The 18238-nt window shown below is 70.8% G+C and carries 17 protein-coding genes and 1 pseudogene; 2 read left to right on the plus strand and 16 right to left on the minus strand.

Annotated elements, in window-relative coordinates; genetic code table 11:
• Window positions 1-184 precede the first annotated feature (184 nt).
• The gene (locus STRNI_RS12935) at window positions 185-982 is read left to right on the plus strand and encodes a bestrophin-like domain (protein WP_093647061.1); all 798 of its coding nucleotides are present in this window, start codon (window positions 185-187) and stop codon (window positions 980-982) included.
• Window positions 983-1054: 72 nt separating this feature from the next.
• Here STRNI_RS12935 and STRNI_RS12940 read toward each other — a convergent pair whose 3' ends face one another.
• The 5 genes from STRNI_RS12940 to rpsB all read right to left on the minus strand — a co-directional run bounded on the left by STRNI_RS12940 (window position 1055) and on the right by rpsB (window position 5731).
• Window positions 1055-2221, minus strand: a complete 1167-nt coding sequence (locus tag STRNI_RS12940) for a phosphatidate cytidylyltransferase (protein WP_026169188.1) — start codon at window positions 2219-2221, stop codon at window positions 1055-1057.
• Complete coding sequence (frr, locus tag STRNI_RS12945) at window positions 2221-2778, minus strand: ribosome recycling factor (RefSeq protein ID WP_006602824.1); 558 nt, start codon at window positions 2776-2778, stop codon at window positions 2221-2223. The genes STRNI_RS12940 and frr overlap by 1 nt, the downstream gene beginning before the upstream one ends.
• Before the next feature lie 175 nt (window positions 2779-2953).
• Window positions 2954-3724 carry a UMP kinase gene (pyrH, locus tag STRNI_RS12950; protein ID WP_018087130.1) on the minus strand — a complete coding sequence of 257 codons (771 nt, stop codon included), beginning with the start codon at window positions 3722-3724 and terminating at the stop codon, window positions 2954-2956.
• Window positions 3725-3886: 162 nt separating this feature from the next.
• Window positions 3887-4723, minus strand: coding sequence for a translation elongation factor Ts (tsf, locus tag STRNI_RS12955; protein ID WP_159485953.1), 837 nt, complete (start codon window positions 4721-4723; stop codon window positions 3887-3889).
• 108 nt (window positions 4724-4831) lie between these two features.
• Entirely contained in the window at window positions 4832-5731 is a 900-nt protein-coding gene (gene rpsB, locus STRNI_RS12960; RefSeq protein WP_018087132.1) for a 30S ribosomal protein S2, read from the minus strand.
• A gap of 814 nt (window positions 5732-6545) precedes the next feature.
• Between rpsB and STRNI_RS41355 the strand changes: the two genes are divergently transcribed.
• Window positions 6546-7334 carry a murein hydrolase activator EnvC family protein gene (locus STRNI_RS41355; RefSeq protein WP_338149811.1) on the plus strand — a complete coding sequence of 263 codons (789 nt, stop codon included), beginning with the start codon at window positions 6546-6548 and terminating at the stop codon, window positions 7332-7334.
• Between the two features lie 474 nt (window positions 7335-7808).
• Here STRNI_RS41355 and STRNI_RS12970 read toward each other — a convergent pair whose 3' ends face one another.
• From STRNI_RS12970 to lepB (STRNI_RS13020), 11 genes and pseudogenes are all read right to left on the minus strand, one after another.
• Window positions 7809-8348 (minus strand): TetR/AcrR family transcriptional regulator, encoded by a 540-nt coding sequence (locus tag STRNI_RS12970; protein ID WP_037740492.1) that lies wholly within the window; start codon window positions 8346-8348, stop codon window positions 7809-7811.
• A 127-nt stretch (window positions 8349-8475) separates the two neighbouring features.
• Window positions 8476-9312 (minus strand): RNA polymerase sigma factor WhiG, encoded by an 837-nt coding sequence (whiG, locus tag STRNI_RS12975; protein WP_026169189.1) that lies wholly within the window; start codon window positions 9310-9312, stop codon window positions 8476-8478.
• Between the two features lie 361 nt (window positions 9313-9673).
• Window positions 9674-10984: a DNA-processing protein DprA gene (gene dprA, locus STRNI_RS12980; RefSeq protein ID WP_277411295.1), complete on the minus strand. Its 1311-nt coding sequence runs from the start codon at window positions 10982-10984 to the stop codon at window positions 9674-9676.
• Window positions 10985-10986: 2 nt separating this feature from the next.
• A complete protein-coding gene (locus STRNI_RS12985; protein ID WP_277411296.1) occupies window positions 10987-12645 on the minus strand; it encodes a YifB family Mg chelatase-like AAA ATPase in 1659 nt (552 codons plus the stop codon).
• Window positions 12645-12995: pseudogene (locus STRNI_RS12990) on the minus strand (YraN family protein); the annotation flags it as partial. The gene STRNI_RS12985 and the pseudogene STRNI_RS12990, both read right to left, overlap by 1 nt.
• A 522-nt stretch (window positions 12996-13517) precedes the next feature.
• Window positions 13518-13826, minus strand: a complete 309-nt coding sequence (locus tag STRNI_RS12995) for a DUF2469 domain-containing protein (protein WP_003980220.1) — start codon at window positions 13824-13826, stop codon at window positions 13518-13520.
• A gap of 38 nt (window positions 13827-13864) precedes the next feature.
• Window positions 13865-14341, minus strand: a complete 477-nt coding sequence (locus STRNI_RS13000) for an NUDIX hydrolase (RefSeq protein ID WP_277413247.1) — start codon at window positions 14339-14341, stop codon at window positions 13865-13867.
• A 163-nt stretch (window positions 14342-14504) separates the two neighbouring features.
• Window positions 14505-15233: a signal peptidase I gene (lepB, locus tag STRNI_RS13005; protein ID WP_274738382.1), complete on the minus strand. Its 729-nt coding sequence runs from the start codon at window positions 15231-15233 to the stop codon at window positions 14505-14507.
• 54 nt (window positions 15234-15287) lie between these two features.
• Complete coding sequence (gene lepB / locus STRNI_RS13010; RefSeq protein WP_159489010.1) at window positions 15288-16259, minus strand: signal peptidase I; 972 nt, start codon at window positions 16257-16259, stop codon at window positions 15288-15290.
• A complete protein-coding gene (gene lepB, locus STRNI_RS13015) occupies window positions 16201-17445 on the minus strand; it encodes a signal peptidase I (protein WP_274738381.1) in 1245 nt (414 codons plus the stop codon). The genes lepB (STRNI_RS13010) and lepB (STRNI_RS13015) overlap by 59 nt, the downstream gene beginning before the upstream one ends.
• A complete protein-coding gene (gene lepB / locus STRNI_RS13020; RefSeq protein WP_018087147.1) occupies window positions 17438-18202 on the minus strand; it encodes a signal peptidase I in 765 nt (254 codons plus the stop codon). Before lepB (STRNI_RS13020) ends, lepB (STRNI_RS13015) begins: the two co-directional genes overlap by 8 nt.
• Between the last annotated feature and the right edge of the window lie 36 nt (window positions 18203-18238).

Consider the following 18238-nt stretch of genomic DNA (forward strand, 5'->3'; position numbering starts at 1 on the left):
AGCTGCTTTGGGGCGAGTGATCGTGGCCCCGCTCGCGGTCGCAGCCTGTCCCCTCCCCCGTGGATGCCGCTCCTGCGCGGCCGTCGCTCACCGAAGAGACGAACCATGCGTGTCCGCAGCCCGGTGCCTTCGTTGGCCACCGCGCCATGGTGGCTGGTGTGGGGTACGTCAGGAGCGTGGAGCAGTGGCTGTGACCCGTTGGATCGTGATCAACCTCCCTCCCTGGTTGCTGCTGACAGGGCTCGTCGTCGTGATCGCGGGCGGGACCGCAATCGTCCAGGCACTCGTCCGGCACCGTGTCCCCCGCATCAAGCAGGGCGAGCAGAACGAGATCGCGCAGTTCCTCTTCCCCGTGATCGCGGTCGTCTACGGGTTCCTCATCGGCTTCATCGTCCTCGCGCTCTGGGGTCAGGTGAACACGGCGGACCAGACGACACGGACCGAGGGCGCCGCGGCGACGGAGCTGGCCGGAGGGCGCGATGTGTTCGGCAGGGCCGAGAGCGCGCGGATCAGGCAGAGCCTGTTGGCGTACGGACGGGCGGCGGCGGCCGAGTGGCCCAGCGCCGCGGTCGGCGAGACCACGCCCGAGGCCGAGAACGCGCTGAGCCGCCTGTACCACACGTACGAGAGCATCCGGCCCCGCAACGACACCCAGCGAGCCTTCCTCGCCAGCTCGGTCGCGTCCCTGAAGGAATTGAGCCTCGCACGCACGGAACGGCTGCTCGAGGCACGCACCAACATCGGCCCACCCCTGTCCCTGTGGATGGCGATCCTTCTGACCAGTGGACTGGTCCTCGGATTCTCCGCCACCTTCGGCTCCGAGCAGGCTCTGATCCACTACGGGATGGTCGCGGCGGTGAGCGTCCTCGTTGCCACCAACCTGTTCCTGGTCACGGAACTGTCGTATGCCTTCCTCGGCGAGTTCGCCACTTCGCCGGAGCCACTGCGCGCGGTGGTCGACGCCCTGTCGCCGCCTCGGTAGACGGCAGGCGGACACGGAAGAGGGCAGGGAGAGGAATCCCTCTCCCTGCCCTCACCTGCGAGGACCCTGCGCTCAGCCGGCTCCCACGAAGACCACGAACAGCAGCCAGACGACAGGCGCGGTCGGCAGCAGGGAGTCGAGGCGGTCCATGATGCCGCCATGACCGGGGAGCAAGGTGCCCATGTCCTTGATGCCGAGGTCACGCTTGATCATGGATTCGCCGAGGTCGCCGAGGGTCGCGCTGGCCGCGACGGCAAGGCCGAGCAGCAGGCCCTGCCACCAGGCGCCGTCCACGATCAGGAACTCCATGCACAGCGCGCCGGCCGCCATCGCGAAGAGCACCGCGCCGACCAGTCCCTCGCGGGTCTTGCCGGGGCTGATGCGCGGGGCGAGCTTGTGCTTGCCGAACCGCCAGCCGACCGCGTACGCCCCGGTGTCGCTGACGACCGTCAGCAGCAGGAACGTCAGCACCCGCAGCGGGCCGTCGGCCTCGGCCGCGAGCATCAGCGCCACGAACGTCGCGAGGAAGGGCACATAGAACGCCGCGAAGACTCCGGCGGTGACATCCCGCAGGTAGTTCTCGGGCGCCTCGGTCATCCGCCAGACGAGCACGGCGAGCGCGGTGAGCGCCATCGCCACCCAGGCCCCCTCGGCGCCGCGGACATATCCGGCGACCACCATGGCGGTGCCGCCGACCGCGAGCGGCACCAGCGGCACCTTGATGTCCTTGCGCTCCGCCAGCCGCGAGGTCAGCTCCCACAGGCCCACGACAACGGCGATCGCTATCACGCCGATGAAGACGGGCTTGTAGACGAAGAGCGACGCAACAATGATCGCGCCGAGGCCGACACCGACCCCTATGGCAGCGGGCAGGTTGCGGCCCGCGCTCTTCTTCTTCGGCTTCTCTGAGTCCGGCGAGTTGTCGGACCCGGAAAGAGAGGTGGGCATGGGCTCCTGCGGCTTTTCGTCGCGGAACAGGGGGCCGCTCCGTCGAGCAGCCCCCCGGTCGTCCAGGTGGTCCCGGTTATCCCGGATGTCCCGATGTTCCCGGTTGTCATCCTGGTATCCGCCTTGCCCGGGCACAAAGGGCATGGGCCGAGTCTGCGCCGCATCGCCCCAGTCGTACACCGGACCCGCCGGGGCGGGGGGCGCCGCACCGCGAAGCGAGGAGGCCGGTCCGTGGTCGGGCGGTCCCCATTGACCGGCGCCGGGCGGGGCCCCCCAGGAAGACTCGTTCATCAGACCTCGAGGAGCTCGGATTCCTTGTGCTTGAGCAGCTCGTCCACCTGCGCGACGTACTTCGCGGTGGTGTCGTCGAGCTCCTTCTCGGCGCGGCGCACCTCGTCCTCGCCGCTCTCCTTGTCCTTGACCAACTTGTCGAGGGTCTCCTTGGCCTTGCGCCGGACGCTGCGGATCGAGATCTTCGCGTCCTCGCCCTTGTTCTTGGCGACCTTGATGAACTCCTTGCGGCGCTCCTCGGTCAGCTCCGGGAACGTCACTCGGATGATGTTGCCGTCGTTGCTCGGGTTGACACCGAGGTCGGAGTCGCGGATGGCCTGCTCGATGTTGCGCAGCGCGCTCTTGTCGAACGGGGTCACCACGGCCATCCGCGGTTCGGGAACCGAGAACGACGCCAGCTGGTTGATCGGCGTCATGGCGCCGTAGTAGTCCGCCACGATCTTGTTGAACATCGCCGGGTGCGCACGCCCGGTGCGAATCGCGGCGAAGTCCTCCTTGGCGACCACGACGGCCTTCTCCATCTTCTCCTCGGCCTCGAGGAGGATCTCTTCGATCACCACTTGCTCCTGGTCTTTTCGGTAAGAAGCAGAGCCTCGCCCCTGCCGCGCGTCTTCTCCTGCACGGTGTCCGACCGGCAGGCAGTTGTCCATCCCCGTACCGAGGTCTTCCCCCGGCCGGGAGTTGCCGCCCGTACGGGGCGATGCCCGTACGGAATCGCGGCAGTTGAGGCCGTCAGGCCCGGGTGTCCTGATCGCTGACGAGCGTGCCGATCTTCTCACCCTTCACCGCTCGCGCGATGTTGCCCTCGGCGAGCAGCTCGAACACGAGGATCGGGAGCTTGTTGTCCCGGCACAGCGTGATGGCGGTGGCATCGGCGACCTTCAGGTCGCGGGTGATCACCTCGCCGTATTCGAGGGCGTCGAACTTCACCGCGTCCGGGTTCTTCTTGGGGTCGGAGTCGTAGACGCCGTCCACCCCGTTCTTGCCCATCAGCATGGCCTCGGCGTCGATCTCCAGGGCGCGCTGGGCGGCGGTGGTGTCGGTGGAGAAGTACGGCATCCCCATACCGGCGCCGAAGATGACGACCCGGCCCTTCTCCAGATGGCGCACCGCGCGCAGCGGAATGTACGGCTCCGCGACCTGGCCCATGGTGATGGCCGTCTGGACGCGGGAGTCGATGCCCTCCTTCTCCAGGAAGTCCTGGAGGGCCAGACAGTTCATGACCGTGCCGAGCATGCCCATGTAGTCGGAGCGGGCCCGGTCCATACCGCGCTGCTGGAGTTCGGCGCCGCGGAAGAAGTTGCCGCCGCCGATCACGATGGCGATCTCGTAGCCGTCGCGCACCACGGCGGCGATCTCGCGGGCCATCGCGTGCACGACGTCGGGGTCGACGCCCAGTCCGCCGCCACCGGCGAATGCTTCGCCCGACAGCTTCAGCAGGAAGCGTCGCCGGCCGCCGTGGCCGGCATGGTCTGTGTGCGCGCCGTCGGCACCGTGAATCATTGAGCTCTCCTCGTGCACATACGAAGAAGGCCATTGCCGTGGGTCTGGTTCAGATCCCTCTGCGGCAATGGCCTCCTCGTCACATCTGCGGCCGGCCGTTGAGCGGCCGACTGCGTACGACCCTAGCGGGGTCGTAGGTCATTCGCTGCCTTCGCGACAGGCTCAGATGCCGACCTTGATGCGCGAGAAGCGCTTCAGGGTGACACCGGCCTCCTGGAGGACCTTCTCGACGGACTTCTTGTTGTCGAGCGCGTACGGCTGACCGAGCAGCGTCGCGTCCTTGAAGAAGCCGTTGATGCGGCCTTCGACGATCTTCGGCAGAGCGGCTTCGGGCTTGCCCTCCGCGCGGGTGGTCTCCTCGGCGACACGCCGCTCGGCCTCGACGACCTCGGCCGGGACGTCGTCCTTGGCGAGGTACTTCGGGGCGAAGGCCGCGATGTGCTGCGCGATGCCCTTGGCGACCTCGGCGTTCTCCTTGTCGAGCTCGACGAGGACACCGATCTGCGGGGGCAGGTCAGGCATGGTGCGGTGCATGTACGCCGACACGTAGCCGTCGGAGAACTGCGCGAAGCGGTCCAGGACGATCTTCTCGCCGAGGGTGGCGTTGGCCTCGTCCACGTACGCCTGGACGGTCTTGCCGGCCTCGATCTCGGAGGCGAGCAGGGCCTCGAGGTCGGCCGGGGAGGTCTTCGCGACGTGCGCGGCGATCTCGTTGGCGACGGCCTGGAACTTCTCGCCCTTGGCGACGAAGTCCGTCTCGCACTTCAGCTCGACGATGACGCCGGAGGCGTTGTCGCCGGCGATGAGGGAGACCACGGCGCCGTTCTCGGCGGAGCGGCCCTCGCGCTTGGCGACGCCCTTCTGGCCCTTGATGCGCAGCGCCTCGACGGCCTTGTCGACGTTGCCCTCGGCCTCGTCCAGGGCCTTCTTGCAGTCCATCATGCCGGCGCCGGTGAGCTCGCGGAGCTTCTTGACGTCAGCGGCGGTGTAGTTCGCCATGGTCTGTGAATCTCTTCTCGAAATCTCGAAGTCGAAAGATCTACGGGTGGACGGCGGGGGCGGCGCTTGTGGCGCCCTCCCCCGCCGTCATCAGCCGGATGCTGCGGGTCAGGCCTGCTCGGCGTCCGCGGCCGGCTTCTCGGCCTCGGCGGCGGGGGCCTCGGCGGCCGGGGCGGCCTCCTCAGCGGGCTTCTCCTCGGCCTTGGGGGCCTCGTCGTCAGCCTTCTTCTCGCCCTCGAGCAGGTCGCGCTCCCACTCGGCCAGCGGCTCGGCGGCAGCAGCCTTCTCGCCGGGCTTCTGGTCGCCGGTGGCGGCACCGGAGCGGGCGATGAGGCCCTCGGCGACGGCGTCGGCGATCACGCGGGTGAGCAGGGTGACGGAGCGGATCGCGTCGTCGTTGCCCGGGATCTTGTAGTCGACCTCGTCCGGGTCGCAGTTGGTGTCGAGGATCGCGACGACCGGGATGTTGAGCTTGCGCGCCTCACCGACGGCAATGTGCTCCTTCTTGGTGTCCACGATCCAGACGGCGCTGGGCACCTTCTGCATCTCGCGGATACCGCCGAGGGTCTTCTCCAGCTTGGCCTTCTCGCGGGAGAGAACCAGGAGCTCCTTCTTGGTGAGGCCGGAGGCGGCCACATCCTCGAAGTCGATCTGCTCGAGCTCCTTCAGGCGCTGCAGGCGCTTGTAGACGGTCGAGAAGTTGGTCAGCATGCCGCCGAGCCAGCGCTGGTTCACGTAGGGCATGCCCACGCGGGTCGCCTGCTCGGCAATGGCCTCCTGGGCCTGCTTCTTCGTGCCGACGAACATGACCGAGCCGCCGTGGGCGACGGTCTCCTTGACGAACTCGTAGGCGCGGTCGATGTACGACAGCGACTGGAGCAGGTCGATGATGTAGATGCCGTTGCGCTCGGTGAAGATGAAGCGCTTCATCTTCGGGTTCCAGCGGCGGGTCTGGTGCCCGAAGTGGACGCCGCTCTCCAGCAGCTCCCGCATCGTGACGACGGCCATGGCCGTACTCCTTGTTGTTCTCGGTTCCACTGCGGCCGGTCGGCCGCGGTGCCTGACGCCCCGACGCGCCTGCCGGGGATGACACCTTGCGGAGCCGTCCGAGGACCGAGGGGCGCGGCCGTCGTGCTGCCCGAAGGGGACTGGTGCACTGACGGCGGGGCGTGCGAAGTCGACCCGGTGACCCGGATCGCCACCAGAAGTGTACGGGACGGCCGATGCACCGGGCGACACGCTCCGTTTCGAGCCCCGGGCGGGTGACACCGTTGTCCACAACCGGCCGGTCATCCACAGCTTCGGACCAAGATCCGCACGCCGCGACGGACTGCGTCACCGTCAGCACATGCGACGAATCACGCGACGAAATCCCGGCCCGCCGAGAACCCTCCACGCCTTCACCGTCCTCCGCGGACGCCTCCCCCGACCGGCAGACCGCAGGCGGCCCAGGCCCAGGCCTCACAGCCAACCGGGACGCGGGCCGGGCCCCCTTCCTCCTCCCCGGTTCCGGTCCCCGTCCTGGCCCCGGCCCCCGTCCCGGCTCCGGCCCCGCTCCCGGTCGCGCACGCCCCTCCCGCCGGCACCGCGCCGGCAGCCGAACGGATACGGGCCGAGCTGCTTCTTCCCCGCCCACGCGGCAGGTGTCCTCCTGGCGCCGACCGCGGCTGCGGCTGCGGTCCTCACGCTCTTCACCCCGGCGCTCGCGAACGCTGCTGCCGTTTCGTCCGTGAGCGCGACGGCAGGGCATGGGGTGGCACGAGGGGTGGAGCGCGCGGCGGAGCACGGGGTGGGGGTCGTGGCGGGTCGGCGGGTGGAGGTGATGGATCGGGTGGCGGGTCGGGCTGCGGGTGTGGAACGTGGCGAGGTTGCAGGGCGTGCCGAGGGTGTGGAGCCGGTGGTGCGTGCCGTGCCACCGGCCGAGGGCAGATCCTGGCCGGTGGGAGGAGCAGGGGGCATACGGCCCACCGTGGTCAGAGGCTGGGAGCCGCCTCCTGCCCCGTGGACGGCCGGACACCGCGGGGTGGACCTGGGCGCACCCGCCGGTGCCGTGGTGCGAGCGGCGGCCCCTGGCCGAGTGGCCTACGCCGGGACCGTCGCCGGGCGTGGCGTCCTGACCCTCGAGGTGTCCCGCTCGGGCCGCCCTCCCTTACGCACCACCTACGAACCCGTACGCTCCACTGTCCGGAAAGGTCAGCGCGTCACGGCGGGCCAGCCGGTCGCCGAGCTGCAACACGGCGGCCCGTTCCACTGCCGGGAACCCTGCCTCCACTGGGGCCTGCGCCGTGGCAAGACCTACCTGGACCCGTTGTCGCTGCTGCCCCCGAGCATGCTCGGCGGCGGCCCCTCGCGACTGCTGCCGATTTTCGGGGTTCCCGTACCTGCGGGCGGCCACACACTTCCCCCGCCTCCGGAACCATCGGAGCCCACAGCTCAAGCGAGCAGTCCGGCCCCGACGACGACTGCCCTCGCAGAGGCGGTCGGTCTCGCGGCGGTGACGATCTGGGCGCTCGGCCGGCTTTCCTCGGCTCGGTCTGCGCTTAGCGAGGAAGGCACGCGACGACGGTGGCGGGGTTGGGGTTGGCGCCTCCTCGGGCGAGGTGGTGGCTGAGCGCGAGACGGCCATGATCACGGCGGAGGAGTGAACGCGACACGGCGAGAACAGCCAGGTCAGCGGGGTGGTGGTGCGGGCCCGCTCGTGCAACAGCGCACGCCCCGGCCCAGGCACAGGCGGCGGGAAAGCCGCACAGCGCACGGACACAACACGCCACAGGAGCCAGCCGGGCTGCGGGCTGCGGGCTGCGGGCTGCGGGCTGCGGGCTGCGGGCTGCGGGCTGCGGGCTGCGGGCTGCGGGCTGCGGGCTGCGGGCTGCGGGCTGCGGGCTGCGGGCTGCGGGCTGCGGGCTGCGGGCTGCGGGCTGCGGGCTGCGGGCTGCGGGCTGCGGGCTGCGGGCTGCGGGCTGCGGGCTGCGGGCTGCGGGCTGCGGGCTGCGGGCTGCGGGCTGCGGGCTGCGGGGCCAACGAGCGTGGAGGTGGTGGAGGTGGGTGGGTGGGCCGGGGGCCCGGGGGGGGAGGGCCCCCGAAGTCAGCCGCGAACCCCCCGGAGCGCCATCGCCACCGCCGCCTCCGTGATCTCGCCCGGGTCCTCCGCGGCGCCCAGTTCGATGCGGCGGACCGCGGCGTCGACGACTCCCTGGAGGAGCATGGCCGCGAGCCGGGGTTGTTCGTGGCCGAGGGCGGCGAGCGCCTCGACGATCATGGCGATGAGTCCGCCGTGCGCCGCGCGGATCTTCTCGCGTGCACCCGCGTCCAGCTCGCCGGCCGAAATGGCCACGACGGCACGGTGGCGCCGGTCGCCGACCAGCGCGAGTTGCCGGCGCACATAAGCCTCGATCTTGTCCTCGGGCGTGTCGGCACGCTGCATCGCCGCTTCGACCTCCGCGGCCCAGACCGGGAAGTCGACGGCACACAGCTCTTCGACGACGGCGGCGCGCGAGCGGAAGTACTCATACACGGAGGAGCGCGCGAGACCCGTGCGCTCGGCGAGGGCGGGGAAGGTCAGCGCTTCCGTTCCGCCTTCGGACAGCAGGGTGCGGGCGGCGTCCAAGAGGGCGCCGCGCTGCATCGTCCGGTGCTCGGCCACAGAGGCCGCTCGAATCCTGGGCACGTCACCACTCTACGGATGGCGCGCCCGCCGTGGCACTCCGCATGGCGACACCGAAGGGGAAGAACCGTCACCCGCAGCCCGTGACTCAGCGTCCGACGTCGGCGAGCTTCGCCCTGAGCTGGAGCACGGATTTGGTGTGGATCTGGCTGACTCTGCTTTCCGTGACACCGAGGACATTGCCGATCTCGGCGAGCGTGAGGCCTTCGTAGTAGTAGAGCGTGACCACGGTCTTCTCGCGTTCGGGGAGGGTGTTGATGGCGCGTGCGAGCAGCCGCCGCAGCTCACGGTCCTCGGCGATCTCGACGGGGTTCTCGGCGGCCGTGTCCTCGAGCGTGTCCATCAGGCTCAGGCGTTCGCCCCCCTCGCCGCCGACGTGCAGCAGTTCCTCAAGCGCCACGACGTTCGCCAGGGACAGCTGGCTGAACACCCCGTGGAGTTCCTCCAGCCCGATGCCCATCTCCTCGGCGACCTCCGCCTCGGACGGGGTGCGGCGCAGTTGCGCTTCGAGGGTGGCGTAGGCGCGCTCGACGGCGCGGGCCTTCTGCCGTACGGAGCGCGGGATCCAGTCGAGCGCGCGCAGCTCGTCGATCATTGCGCCGCGAATACGGGTGATGGCGTAGGTCTCGAACTTGATGGAACGTTCGGGCTCGAACTTCTCGATGGCGTCGATCAGTCCGAAGACCCCGGAGGAGACGAAGTCGGCCTGTTCGACGTTGGGAGGCAGGCCGACGCTGACGCGGCCGGCGACGTACTTGACCAGCGGCGAGTAGTGCAGGATCAGCTGCTCCCGCAGCCGGCCGTCGCCTGATGCCTTGTAGGCGCGCCACAGCTCGTCGAGCGAGGTGGGCGGAGCGGGGCGCACGCTGCCGCGTGCGGCGGGTGGTACAGCCGCACGGTCAGACCCGGAGGTGTGCTGGGGCATTCGTCGCCTTGAGCCGTTCTGCCGAGACGCGGGTGGATGGATGTATGAGGGTTGAATTGCCTGTGAGCGTAGCGTGACCACAGTGTCGCGGTGCGCGAGGAAGGCAGGTTCGGGGGTGCGCAGATACGTTCCGCTGCCCGCACCCCAGGGTTACCTCGTACGGCGTGGCGACATCCGGACACGGTGCCGGGCGCGGGCTTCCGGAGGGCCGTGCGGGCGGACGCGGTGACATGACGGGCGGGGCCTCGTGCGTCCCCTGCGCCACATCGCCGTCTCCCCACGGGTCGGGCCCGCGCCACGAAGCACGGCAAACCTGGATTCTGCGGTCATTCCCCTCACCCTTTCACCCGTTCGCCCCAGGTCAAGTACCGCCTCGCCGGGAACCTCCGGTCGCCTCGGCGCGTCGCGCCAACTCCCAGCGGTCACCGCACCTTTGAACGAATCCGAGGGACAGCAGCTCGAAGAGTTTGGCGCGGGTGACCTCGCGGGGCGTGCCGGCTTCCTGGGCCAGATGGCCGGTGTCCGCGGTGCCGCGCGCGGGCAGCGCCTCGAGTACGAGGGCCGCGACGGGGTCCAGGAGGTCGCGGATGCGGGTCTGCCCTTGTCGTTCGGGGGCGAGGTCGCCGATGCTGCCGACGAGTTCGATGACCTCGTCGGCGTCGGTGACCACCGCGGCCTCGCCGCGCAGGAGTTGATGCACTCCGGCGGACAGGCCGCTGGTGACCGGGCCCGGCATGCCCATCGTGAAGCGCCCGAGGGTCTGCGCCCGCCGGGCGGTGACGAGCGAGCCGCTGCGGAGTTCGGCCTCTACGACGACGGTGCCTCTGGTGAGTGCGGCGATCACGCGGTTGCGCTGGATGAAACGGCTGCGGGTGGGGTGGTCGCCGGGAGGTAACTCGGCCACCACCAGGCCCTGTCCGGCGATCCTGCCGATCAACTCGGTGTGGCCGCGCGGGTAGGGGTGGTCGACTCCGGAGGCCATGACGGCGATGGTCGCGCCGTCCGCGGCGAGCGTGCCGCGGTGGGCGGCGCCGTCCACGCCATAGGCGGCACCGGAGACGACGGTCCAGCCGCGGTCGGCGAGTCCGGCGCCGAGGGTGGCGGCGAGGTGGGCGCCGTATTCGGTGCAGGCACGGGCGCCGACGACGGCGACCGAGCGCAGCGCCCACAGTCTGAGGTTGGCCGTCCCGCGCACCCACAGGCCGATGGGGCGGGCGTCGCCGAGGTCGTCGAGCTGGCCTGGCCATTCGTCGTCCCCCGGGCAGATGAACCGGCCGCCGAGCGCGGTGACGGCGTCGAGGTCCGAGGTGGGGTGTGCCCGGGTGGCGCGCAGCCGCAGGCCCGCGATCTTGGCAGGGCTTGCGCCCGTGGGCAGGTCCGCATCGTCGTCGGACAGGGTGTGCCACAGGGCTTCCGGACCCATGTCGCGCAGCCAGCGGCCGGTGGTTTCGTCGCCTGGTTCGAGGATGCGGGTGAGGGCCGCGCGGGCGGTGCGCTGTGGGTCGGGTGCCTCGCAGGCTGCGGACCGTGGGTCAGCGGTCGCGGGGCGTGGCGCGGTCCTCGTGGGCGTGGCGCGGCCCGGCCCGGCCGTCGGGGCGGGTGTGCGGTCCCGGTGTGTCCCGGCCGGCTCCGGCCCGTCGGTGGCGAAGCCCCATGCGTCGATCCCGTTCATGGTCACCTCTGCTCGTGCGGCGGCCGGGCGGTCGCGGTTTCGTGGCGGTCTCCGCCCCCACCGGCCGCCGTCAGCGCGCCGCGGCGTACGCCGGTGCGGAGTTCCAGGGCCCAGTTGACGTCTTCCCTGGTGGGGCGGTCGCGGCCGGCGAGGTCGGCGGCGGTCCAGGCGACGCGGAGGACCCGGTCGAGGCCGCGGGCGGTGAGGAGGCCGCACTCGAGGTCGCGTTCCGCCTGGGCCAGTGCACCGGGGTGGACCTGCCAGCGGGTGCGCAGCTCGTGCCCGGGGATCTCGCTGTTGGTGTGCCACGGCGTGCCGGCGAAGCGGGCCGCGGCGCGTTCACGGGCGGTCCGTACGCGTTCGGCCACTGCCGCGGTGGTTTCCGCGCCGCGGCCGAGTGCGATCAGTTCGGCGCGGGCGACCGGTTCCACGGCGATCCGCAGGTCCACCCGGTCCATCAGGGGCCCGGAGAGCCGGGCCCGGTAGCGGCGGATGGTCGACGGCCGGCATTCGCAGCCGCCGCCGGTGGTGCCGTGCCGTCCGCAGGGACAGGGGTTGGCCGCGAGGGCGAGGAGGATGCGGGCGGGCATGCGCATCATGCCCGCGGCGCGGGCGACGACGACATGACCGGACTCCAGTGGCTGGCGCAGTGCGTCCAGGACGCGTGGGCTGCACTCCGCGGCCTCGTCCACGAACAGCACACCGTGGTGGGCGAGGGATACGGCGCCGGGGCGGGGCAGTCCGGTGCCGCCGCCGACGAGGGAGGCCATCGTCGCGGAGTGGTGTGGGGCGCAGTAGGGCGGCCGGTGGACGAGCGGCTGGCCCGGCGGGAGGGTGCCGGCCACCGAGTGGACGGCGGTGACCTCCAGGGATTCCTTGGGCGACAGGGGTGGCAGCAGCCCGGGGAGGCGTTCGGCGAGCATGGTTTTGCCGGCGCCGGGCGGGCCTTTGAAGAAGATGTGGTGGCGTCCGGCGGCGGCTACTTCCAGGGCGCGTCGGGCGCTGTGCTGACCTGCGACGTCGGCGAGGTCGGGTGTGTGGTCCCCGGGTGGCAGGCCCGCACCGACGCCGGTTCCGGGCACGACCAGCCCGGCGAGCGAGGGGTCGGGGCGGCCTTCGTCCCGGGGGTCTTCCTCGTCGGGCACGGGTTCGTCGGCGAGGACGGCGATGAGCTGGCGCAGGGTGCGGACGCCGAGGACGGAGATGCCGGGGACGAGCGAGGCCTCGGCAACGGTCTGTTCCGGGACGACGACCTGGCGGTATCCGGCGTCGGCGGCGGCGAGTACGGCGGGCAGCACTCCGCGTACGGGGCGGACGCGGCCGTCCAGGCCCAGTTCGCCGATCATCATCAGGTCGGTGAGTTCGCGGGGGTCCAGGCGCTCGGCGGCGCCGAGGACCGCGCAGGCCACGGCCAGGTCGAAGCCGCTGCCGCCTTTGGGTACGGAGGCCGGGCTGAGGCCGACGGTGAGCTTCTTCTGTGGCCATTCGGCGCCGGAATTCACGACGGCGGCGCGCACCCGCTCCCGGGACTCGATGAGGCTCTTGTCGGGGAGGCCGACGAGGGTGAAGGCGGCGACACCGGGTTCCAGGTCGGCCTGGACCTCGACGACGACGCCTTCGACGCCCACCAGGGCGACGGAGCAGGTGCGGGCGAATCCCATCAGGCCACCCCTCGCGCGTGCTGGACGACCGGGGCGCCGCGGGCCGGCAGCAGGACGCCGATGACATCGATCCGTACGCCGCCGGGTGGCGGGCCGCCGTGTCGTTCCAGCCAGCGTTCCGCCAGCAGCCGCAGCCGGGCGGTCTTCTCGGGGCGTACGGCCGCCATGGGGTGTTCGTACCAGCCGGCGCGGCGGGTTTTGACCTCGCAGACCACCAGGGCGTCGCCGTCGGCCGCGACGATGTCGATCTCTCCGTCACGGCAGCGCCAGTTCCGGTCCAGGATCCGCATTCCGGACTCGATGAGCCGCCGGGCGGCCAGGTCTTCGCCGTAGCGGCCGAGGGCGCGGCGCCGGGTGTCGGCCGGTTTGGCGGCCGTGGGGCCGGTACCTGGCGGGTCGGTGCCCGGTGGCCCGGCGGCGGTCCGCTCGGCCGTAGGGGGCTTACGTCCTGGGGGTGGCGCTCCGCCCTTGCGGCAGTTGGCCGGCGTGACCTTCGCGGCCTGCCCCGGCCCCGTGCCCGCCTTCGCTTCGCCGACCGGGCCGGAGCCGATTCGCGCCTCGTCCTGACCACTCGTCGAGGCCGGCCCGAGCGCCTCGCCCGGCCCGCCTCTCGAGCTCGTCGCCCGTGCCGCGTTCCGGTCCCTTGCGGAGCGCGTCCTCGGCGGAGCCTCCGTGATCGGTGCGTTCTTCCCGGCCTGCCGGCCGGCGTGCATGGCGTTCATGCAGTACCACCTCCGGCACCGACTGTGACGCCCCCGACACGATCTGTTGGATCTTGGTGGACAGTGAGCCGGTTGTGGATAACCCGCTCACCCGTCCGGGGCACGGTGGGCCGGCCCGGGGGGCCGGCCGCGCCGCAGCCTCCGGCCGCCTCAGCTCCCCGGAAGATCCAGATCGCTCTTGTTGAGCTCCTCGATATTCACGTCCTTGAACGTGAGTACCCTCACCTGCTTGACGAAGCGGGCCGGACGGTACATGTCCCAGACCCAGGCGTCAGCCATCGACACCTCGAAAAAGACCTCGCCCTGGACCGAGTGCACCTGCATCTCGTAATCATTGGTGAGGTAGAAGCGACGCTCGGTCTCGATCACATATTTGAACAGCCCGACGACGTCGCGGTACTCCCGGTAGAGCTTCAGCTCCATCTCGGTCTCGTACTTCTCGAGGTCCTCGGCGCTCATGGCAGATCCCCTTCAGCCGTGCGTCCCCCCATTGTGCGTCAGACCCGCTCGGTCTCCAGGAGCACCGGCGCATCGGGGGGCCCTTCGTCGAGCAGCGTGCGCAGCAGCTCGGCGAGTCTGGTCGGATACACCGTCTCATGGGATGCGGACAGTTCCTCCGAAGTCCACCACCTCAGTCCCGAGACGCTGCGTCGCTCCAGGTCCGTCTGCCCGCCGGTGTGGGTGGCAGTCCGGTCGGTTCTTCCCAGGTAGTACCACTCATCCTGCTCCCAGCGCCGCCCGTCGAAGGGGAAGGCGCAGTGACGCTTCCACAGGACGGGGCCGAGGACGACATCCGTGATGCCGGTCTCCTCGGCGAGCTCGCGGCGGGCCGCCTCTTCGCGGCTCTCCGTGCCTTCGAGGCCGCCGCCGGGGGTGAACCACCAGGTGTCAGTGGGGCGGTCCGGTTCGAAGCCGTGGAGCAGCAGGATCCGGTCGTCGGGGTCGAGCAGCACGACGCGCGAGACCTGGCGCACGCTGGTCGTCTCCGGTGCGTCGTCGGCCGCGCCCTCTTGCCCGTCGGCCGTCGCACGGCGCTCGGAGGCCTCCTCAGCGGCCGCACGGCCCCCGTCGGCCCCGGCGCCGGCCGCCGCCCCGCGCCCCGCGGGCTCCTCGGCGCCCCCTCCACGCGCCCGTCCCTCAGCCACGCTTGCGCGCCGTACGTCGGGCGACGGGCCCGTAGGCCGCACCGGCAAGGATGAGGACCGCACCGGCGACCACGGCGAGGGTGATGGGCCGCACCGGGCCGGGCTGCGAGATACCGCCGGGGAGGTCGGAGAAGCTGGTCGGGCGCTGCATCACCCCGACGCTGCCGAGCGGCCAGGCGCGCGCGTCGACCCGGGCGTCGACGGCGCTGCGCGGCACCGAGCCGTGGTCGCTGTCGGTGAGGTGGACGCGGGAGTCGAGGGAGTCATTGCGGTGGTCGCCGAGCAGGAAGAGCTGTCCGGCGGGGACCTTGGCCTTGAAACCGACGGGTGAGGCGGGCCCACTGCCCTGCAGATACGGTTCTTCGACGGGGGTTCCGTTGACCGTCAGCAGGCCCCGCTTGGTGCAGCAGGTGACCTTGTCGCCGCCGACGCCGACGACGCGCTTGACCATCGGCATATCGCCCCAGACGGAGTCCTTGAAGACGACGACATCGCCGCGGCGTATCTCGGAGCCTTCCACCCTCTCGGCCAGGACCCGGGCACCGGCCGCGATGGTCGGCGACATCGAGTCGGTCGGCACCGTATAGGGGCGGTAGATCAGCGCCCCCCATACGAAGCCGCCCAGGAACAGCACACAGCCGACGGCCACGGCCAGACCGGACAGCACACTGCCCGTCGTCCGGCCGTGGCCGTCGGTCCTGCGTTCGGTACTGCTGCTCATCCCAGCGCTCCCACCCCGCGGACCCGGCCCGCGTCGAAGATCCGGGACGGCACCTTACCTGGGGTTACGCGCTCCGGTCAGCCTCCGGCGGCGCCACAGCACGATCGGCACCGCACCGGCCAGGCCCAGGGCGGCCGGAGCCACCCCCATTGCCTTGTTGATCCCGGGCTGGTCGAAGGTGTCCGGTACCGGCAGGGTCGACCAGCGGTTGATCGGCCACGCGATGGTGAACGCCCGGCCGACGACCTCGTCCTCCGAGACCGTGCCGTTGCCCTTGAGGTTCTGGTGGTAGCGCGAGTCGAGGGAGTCGTCGCGGTGGTCACCCATCACCCAGATCCGCCCCTTGGGCACGTGGATCGGGCCGAACGCGCGGTCACCGCAGGGGGTGTTGCCGGGGAAGATGTACGAGTCTTCCTTGAGGGGCTTGCCGTTGACCTTGACCGGGCCGGTGCCGTGGCACTCGACGGTGTCGCCGCCGACCGCGATGACCCGCTTGATCAGGTCCTTCTCCTCGGCCGAAGGCATCAGCCCGATGAAGCTGAGGACCTTCTGGACGGGGTTGGGCTCGGGGGTCGGCGTCTCGTTCAGCCAGCCGCCCGGATCGTGGAAGACCACGACCTCGCCGCGCTCCGGCTTGGAGCCGAACCACGGCGTCAGCTTGTCGACCAGGACCCGGTCCCCGCGCTGCAGGGTGTCCTGCATCGAGTCGGACGGGATCGAGAACGCCTGCACCAGGAACGTCTTGATCAGCAGCGCCAGGAGCAGAGCGATGCCGATGAGGATCGGCAGCTCTTTCCAGAAGGCACGCGGCTTCTTGGCCTTCTTCATGCCGCCGCTCACTTCCTCGCCCACTGACCTGTCCAACGTATCGGATGTGTCCGATTCGTCGGCCGGAGCCGAACGCTGCGACTGTGTCCCTGACTGCGCTGGTGACTGATGCACGGAACTCGTCGCCGCTCCCGCGGTCTCACCACGCCCTGCCGGCTCTTCGGGCTCTTCGGTTCCGGACCGCGCGCCGACCGCCAAGTCCCCCACATCTGCTCCTCACTCCACGCACTCGCCCGCCCGTCAACCGGTGCAGGCCCACCACTCCCATAACGAGCGGGAGTTCCGCAGGGGTCGGGAGTACGGACAAACTCTCGGATGACACCTTATGCGGCGTACCTGCCGAGGACGCCTTGGCGCCCGGCGCGTCGCGCACGGTCGTGAAGGTGTCCGGCTCTTCGAGGCGCCGCCAGTGGCTGAACGGCCAGGCGATCACGACGGCCCGGCCCACGACATTGTCCTCCGAGACCGTGCCACGGTACGGCTCGTCCAGGTGGAAGCGCGAATCCGCGGAGTCGGAGCGGTGGTCGCCCATCACGAAGATCCGGCCGGTGGGGACGGACACCGTGAACTTCAGTGTGGAGGGCGGATTGCCCGGATGGACATACGGTTCGGTCAGCGGTTCGCCGTTGACGGTGACCCGGCCCTGCTTGTCGCAGCACTTGACGGTGTCGCCGCCGACCGCCACGACCCGCTTGATCAGGTCCTGTTCATCGGCCGACGGCAGCAGCCCGATGAACGTCATGGCGTCCTTGACCGGCTGGAAGGCGCCCCCGCCGGCATCGGGCTTGATCTGCTCGCCCTTGAGCCAGCCTCCCGGGTCCTTGAAGACGACGACGTCACCGCGCTCCGGCTTGGAGCCGAACCACGGCGTCAGCTTGTCGACCAGCACCCGGTCGCCGATCTTGATCGTCTGCTCCATGGAGCCGGACGGGATGACGAAGGCCTGGACGAGGAAGGTCTTCAGGACGAGGGCGATGGCCAGCGCCACGCCAACGAGGATCGGGATTTCCTTCAGGTAGGAGCGTTGCCTGCGGCGCTTGATGCGCTTCGCCTGGCGCCGCCGCTCGGCACGCCCGCCGGCCGCGGTGCGGGCCGACCGCCTACCGCCGTGCCCGACAGCGTTCTGAGGGCCGCCGCGCGGACCGGTGTCGCTGTACGGTCCCTCACCGCTGCGCGCACCGGAGTCGCTGTACGGGGCCTCGCCGCCGCGCGCACCGGAGTCGCCGTACGGTCCCTCACCGCCGCGCGCACCGGAGTCGCCGTACGGGGCGTCTCCGTACGGGGCATCGCCCTCCCGTGCCGGCCGGTCGGTGCCCTGCGCCCGGCTCCGCTTCGGCCGGCCGGTGCCCGGGCTCCCGTGGCGGGGGCGTCCGCGGCTACCCATGGGGGCCTGCCGCGGCGGGTATCCGGTCGAAGGTTCCTGGGGCGTCGAAGGTGCGCCAGCGGCTCACCGGCCAGGTGATCAGGTCCGCGCGGCCGATGACCTTGTCGAGCGGGACCGTGCCGCCGCCCGGCTGGCCGAGGTGGTCGCGGGAATCGCTGGATCTGGCGCGGTGGTCCCCCATGACCCACAGCCGGCCCTCCGGCACCACGATGTCGAAATCCACCGAGGAGGGCGCGTCCCCGGGGTGGAGATACGCCTCGCTCACGGGCTCACCGTTCACTTCGATCCGCCCCCGTTTGTCGCAGCAGGTCACATGGTCACCGCCGATGCCGATCACACGCTTGACGTAGTCGGTCTCGGCGGGCCGGGCCAGACCCAGCGCCGCTCCGGCGCCGCGCACCAGTCCCGTGACGGGATTCTCCCCCTGCTCCCTGTGAACGAAGGACCCGGTGCCGTCGAACACCACCACATCGCCCCGCGCCGGCTCGCTGCCGAAACGGTACGCCAGCTTGTTGACCAGCACCCGGTCACCGATCTGCAGGGTGTTCTCCATGGAGGAGCTGGGGATCAGAAAGGGCTGCGCGATGAACGTACTGAGCAGCAGCACAAAGGCCAGGCAGAGCGCGAGCAGGGTGACCGGCCGGTGGCGCAGACCGGCCGCACGGGCGCGGAAACGCGCGAAGCGCGACCCCTGCTCCGGCCCCTGGTCGGGGGTGGGAGAGGGGTCGCGCTCCGTGAGCTGTGCGTCGGTGTCCATCGGGCCCTGAGCCTATCCGGCCGGATCCGGACACCG

The organism is Streptomyces nigrescens, assembly GCF_027626975.1.
In the GTDB taxonomy this organism is placed as follows: Bacteria; Actinomycetota; Actinomycetes; order Streptomycetales; family Streptomycetaceae; genus Streptomyces; species Streptomyces nigrescens.

What these genes read in the sequence shown, in the direction of transcription:
- STRNI_RS12940 (WP_026169188.1), bottom strand. Translation starts at nt 2,221, where the DNA reads ATGAACGAGTCTTCCTGGGGGGCCCCGCCCGGCGCCGGTCAATGGGGA.
- pyrH (WP_018087130.1), bottom strand. Translation starts at nt 3,724, where the DNA reads ATGATTCACGGTGCCGACGGCGCGCACACAGACCATGCCGGCCACGGC.
- tsf (WP_159485953.1), bottom strand. Translation starts at nt 4,723, where the DNA reads ATGGCGAACTACACCGCCGCTGACGTCAAGAAGCTCCGCGAGCTCACC.
- rpsB (WP_018087132.1), bottom strand. Translation starts at nt 5,731, where the DNA reads ATGGCCGTCGTCACGATGCGGGAGCTGCTGGAGAGCGGCGTCCACTTC.
- STRNI_RS41355 (WP_338149811.1), top strand. Translation starts at nt 6,546, where the DNA reads ATGGATCGGGTGGCGGGTCGGGCTGCGGGTGTGGAACGTGGCGAGGTT.
- STRNI_RS12970 (WP_037740492.1), bottom strand. Translation starts at nt 8,348, where the DNA reads ATGCAGCGCGGCGCCCTCTTGGACGCCGCCCGCACCCTGCTGTCCGAA.
- whiG (WP_026169189.1), bottom strand. Translation starts at nt 9,312, where the DNA reads ATGCCCCAGCACACCTCCGGGTCTGACCGTGCGGCTGTACCACCCGCC.
- dprA (WP_277411295.1), bottom strand. Translation starts at nt 10,984, where the DNA reads ATGAACGGGATCGACGCATGGGGCTTCGCCACCGACGGGCCGGAGCCG.
- STRNI_RS12985 (WP_277411296.1), bottom strand. Translation starts at nt 12,645, where the DNA reads ATGGGATTCGCCCGCACCTGCTCCGTCGCCCTGGTGGGCGTCGAAGGC.
- STRNI_RS12995 (WP_003980220.1), bottom strand. Translation starts at nt 13,826, where the DNA reads ATGAGCGCCGAGGACCTCGAGAAGTACGAGACCGAGATGGAGCTGAAG.
- lepB (WP_274738382.1), bottom strand. Translation starts at nt 15,233, where the DNA reads ATGAGCAGCAGTACCGAACGCAGGACCGACGGCCACGGCCGGACGACG.
- lepB (WP_274738381.1), bottom strand. Translation starts at nt 17,445, where the DNA reads ATGGGTAGCCGCGGACGCCCCCGCCACGGGAGCCCGGGCACCGGCCGG.
- lepB (WP_018087147.1), bottom strand. Translation starts at nt 18,202, where the DNA reads ATGGACACCGACGCACAGCTCACGGAGCGCGACCCCTCTCCCACCCCC.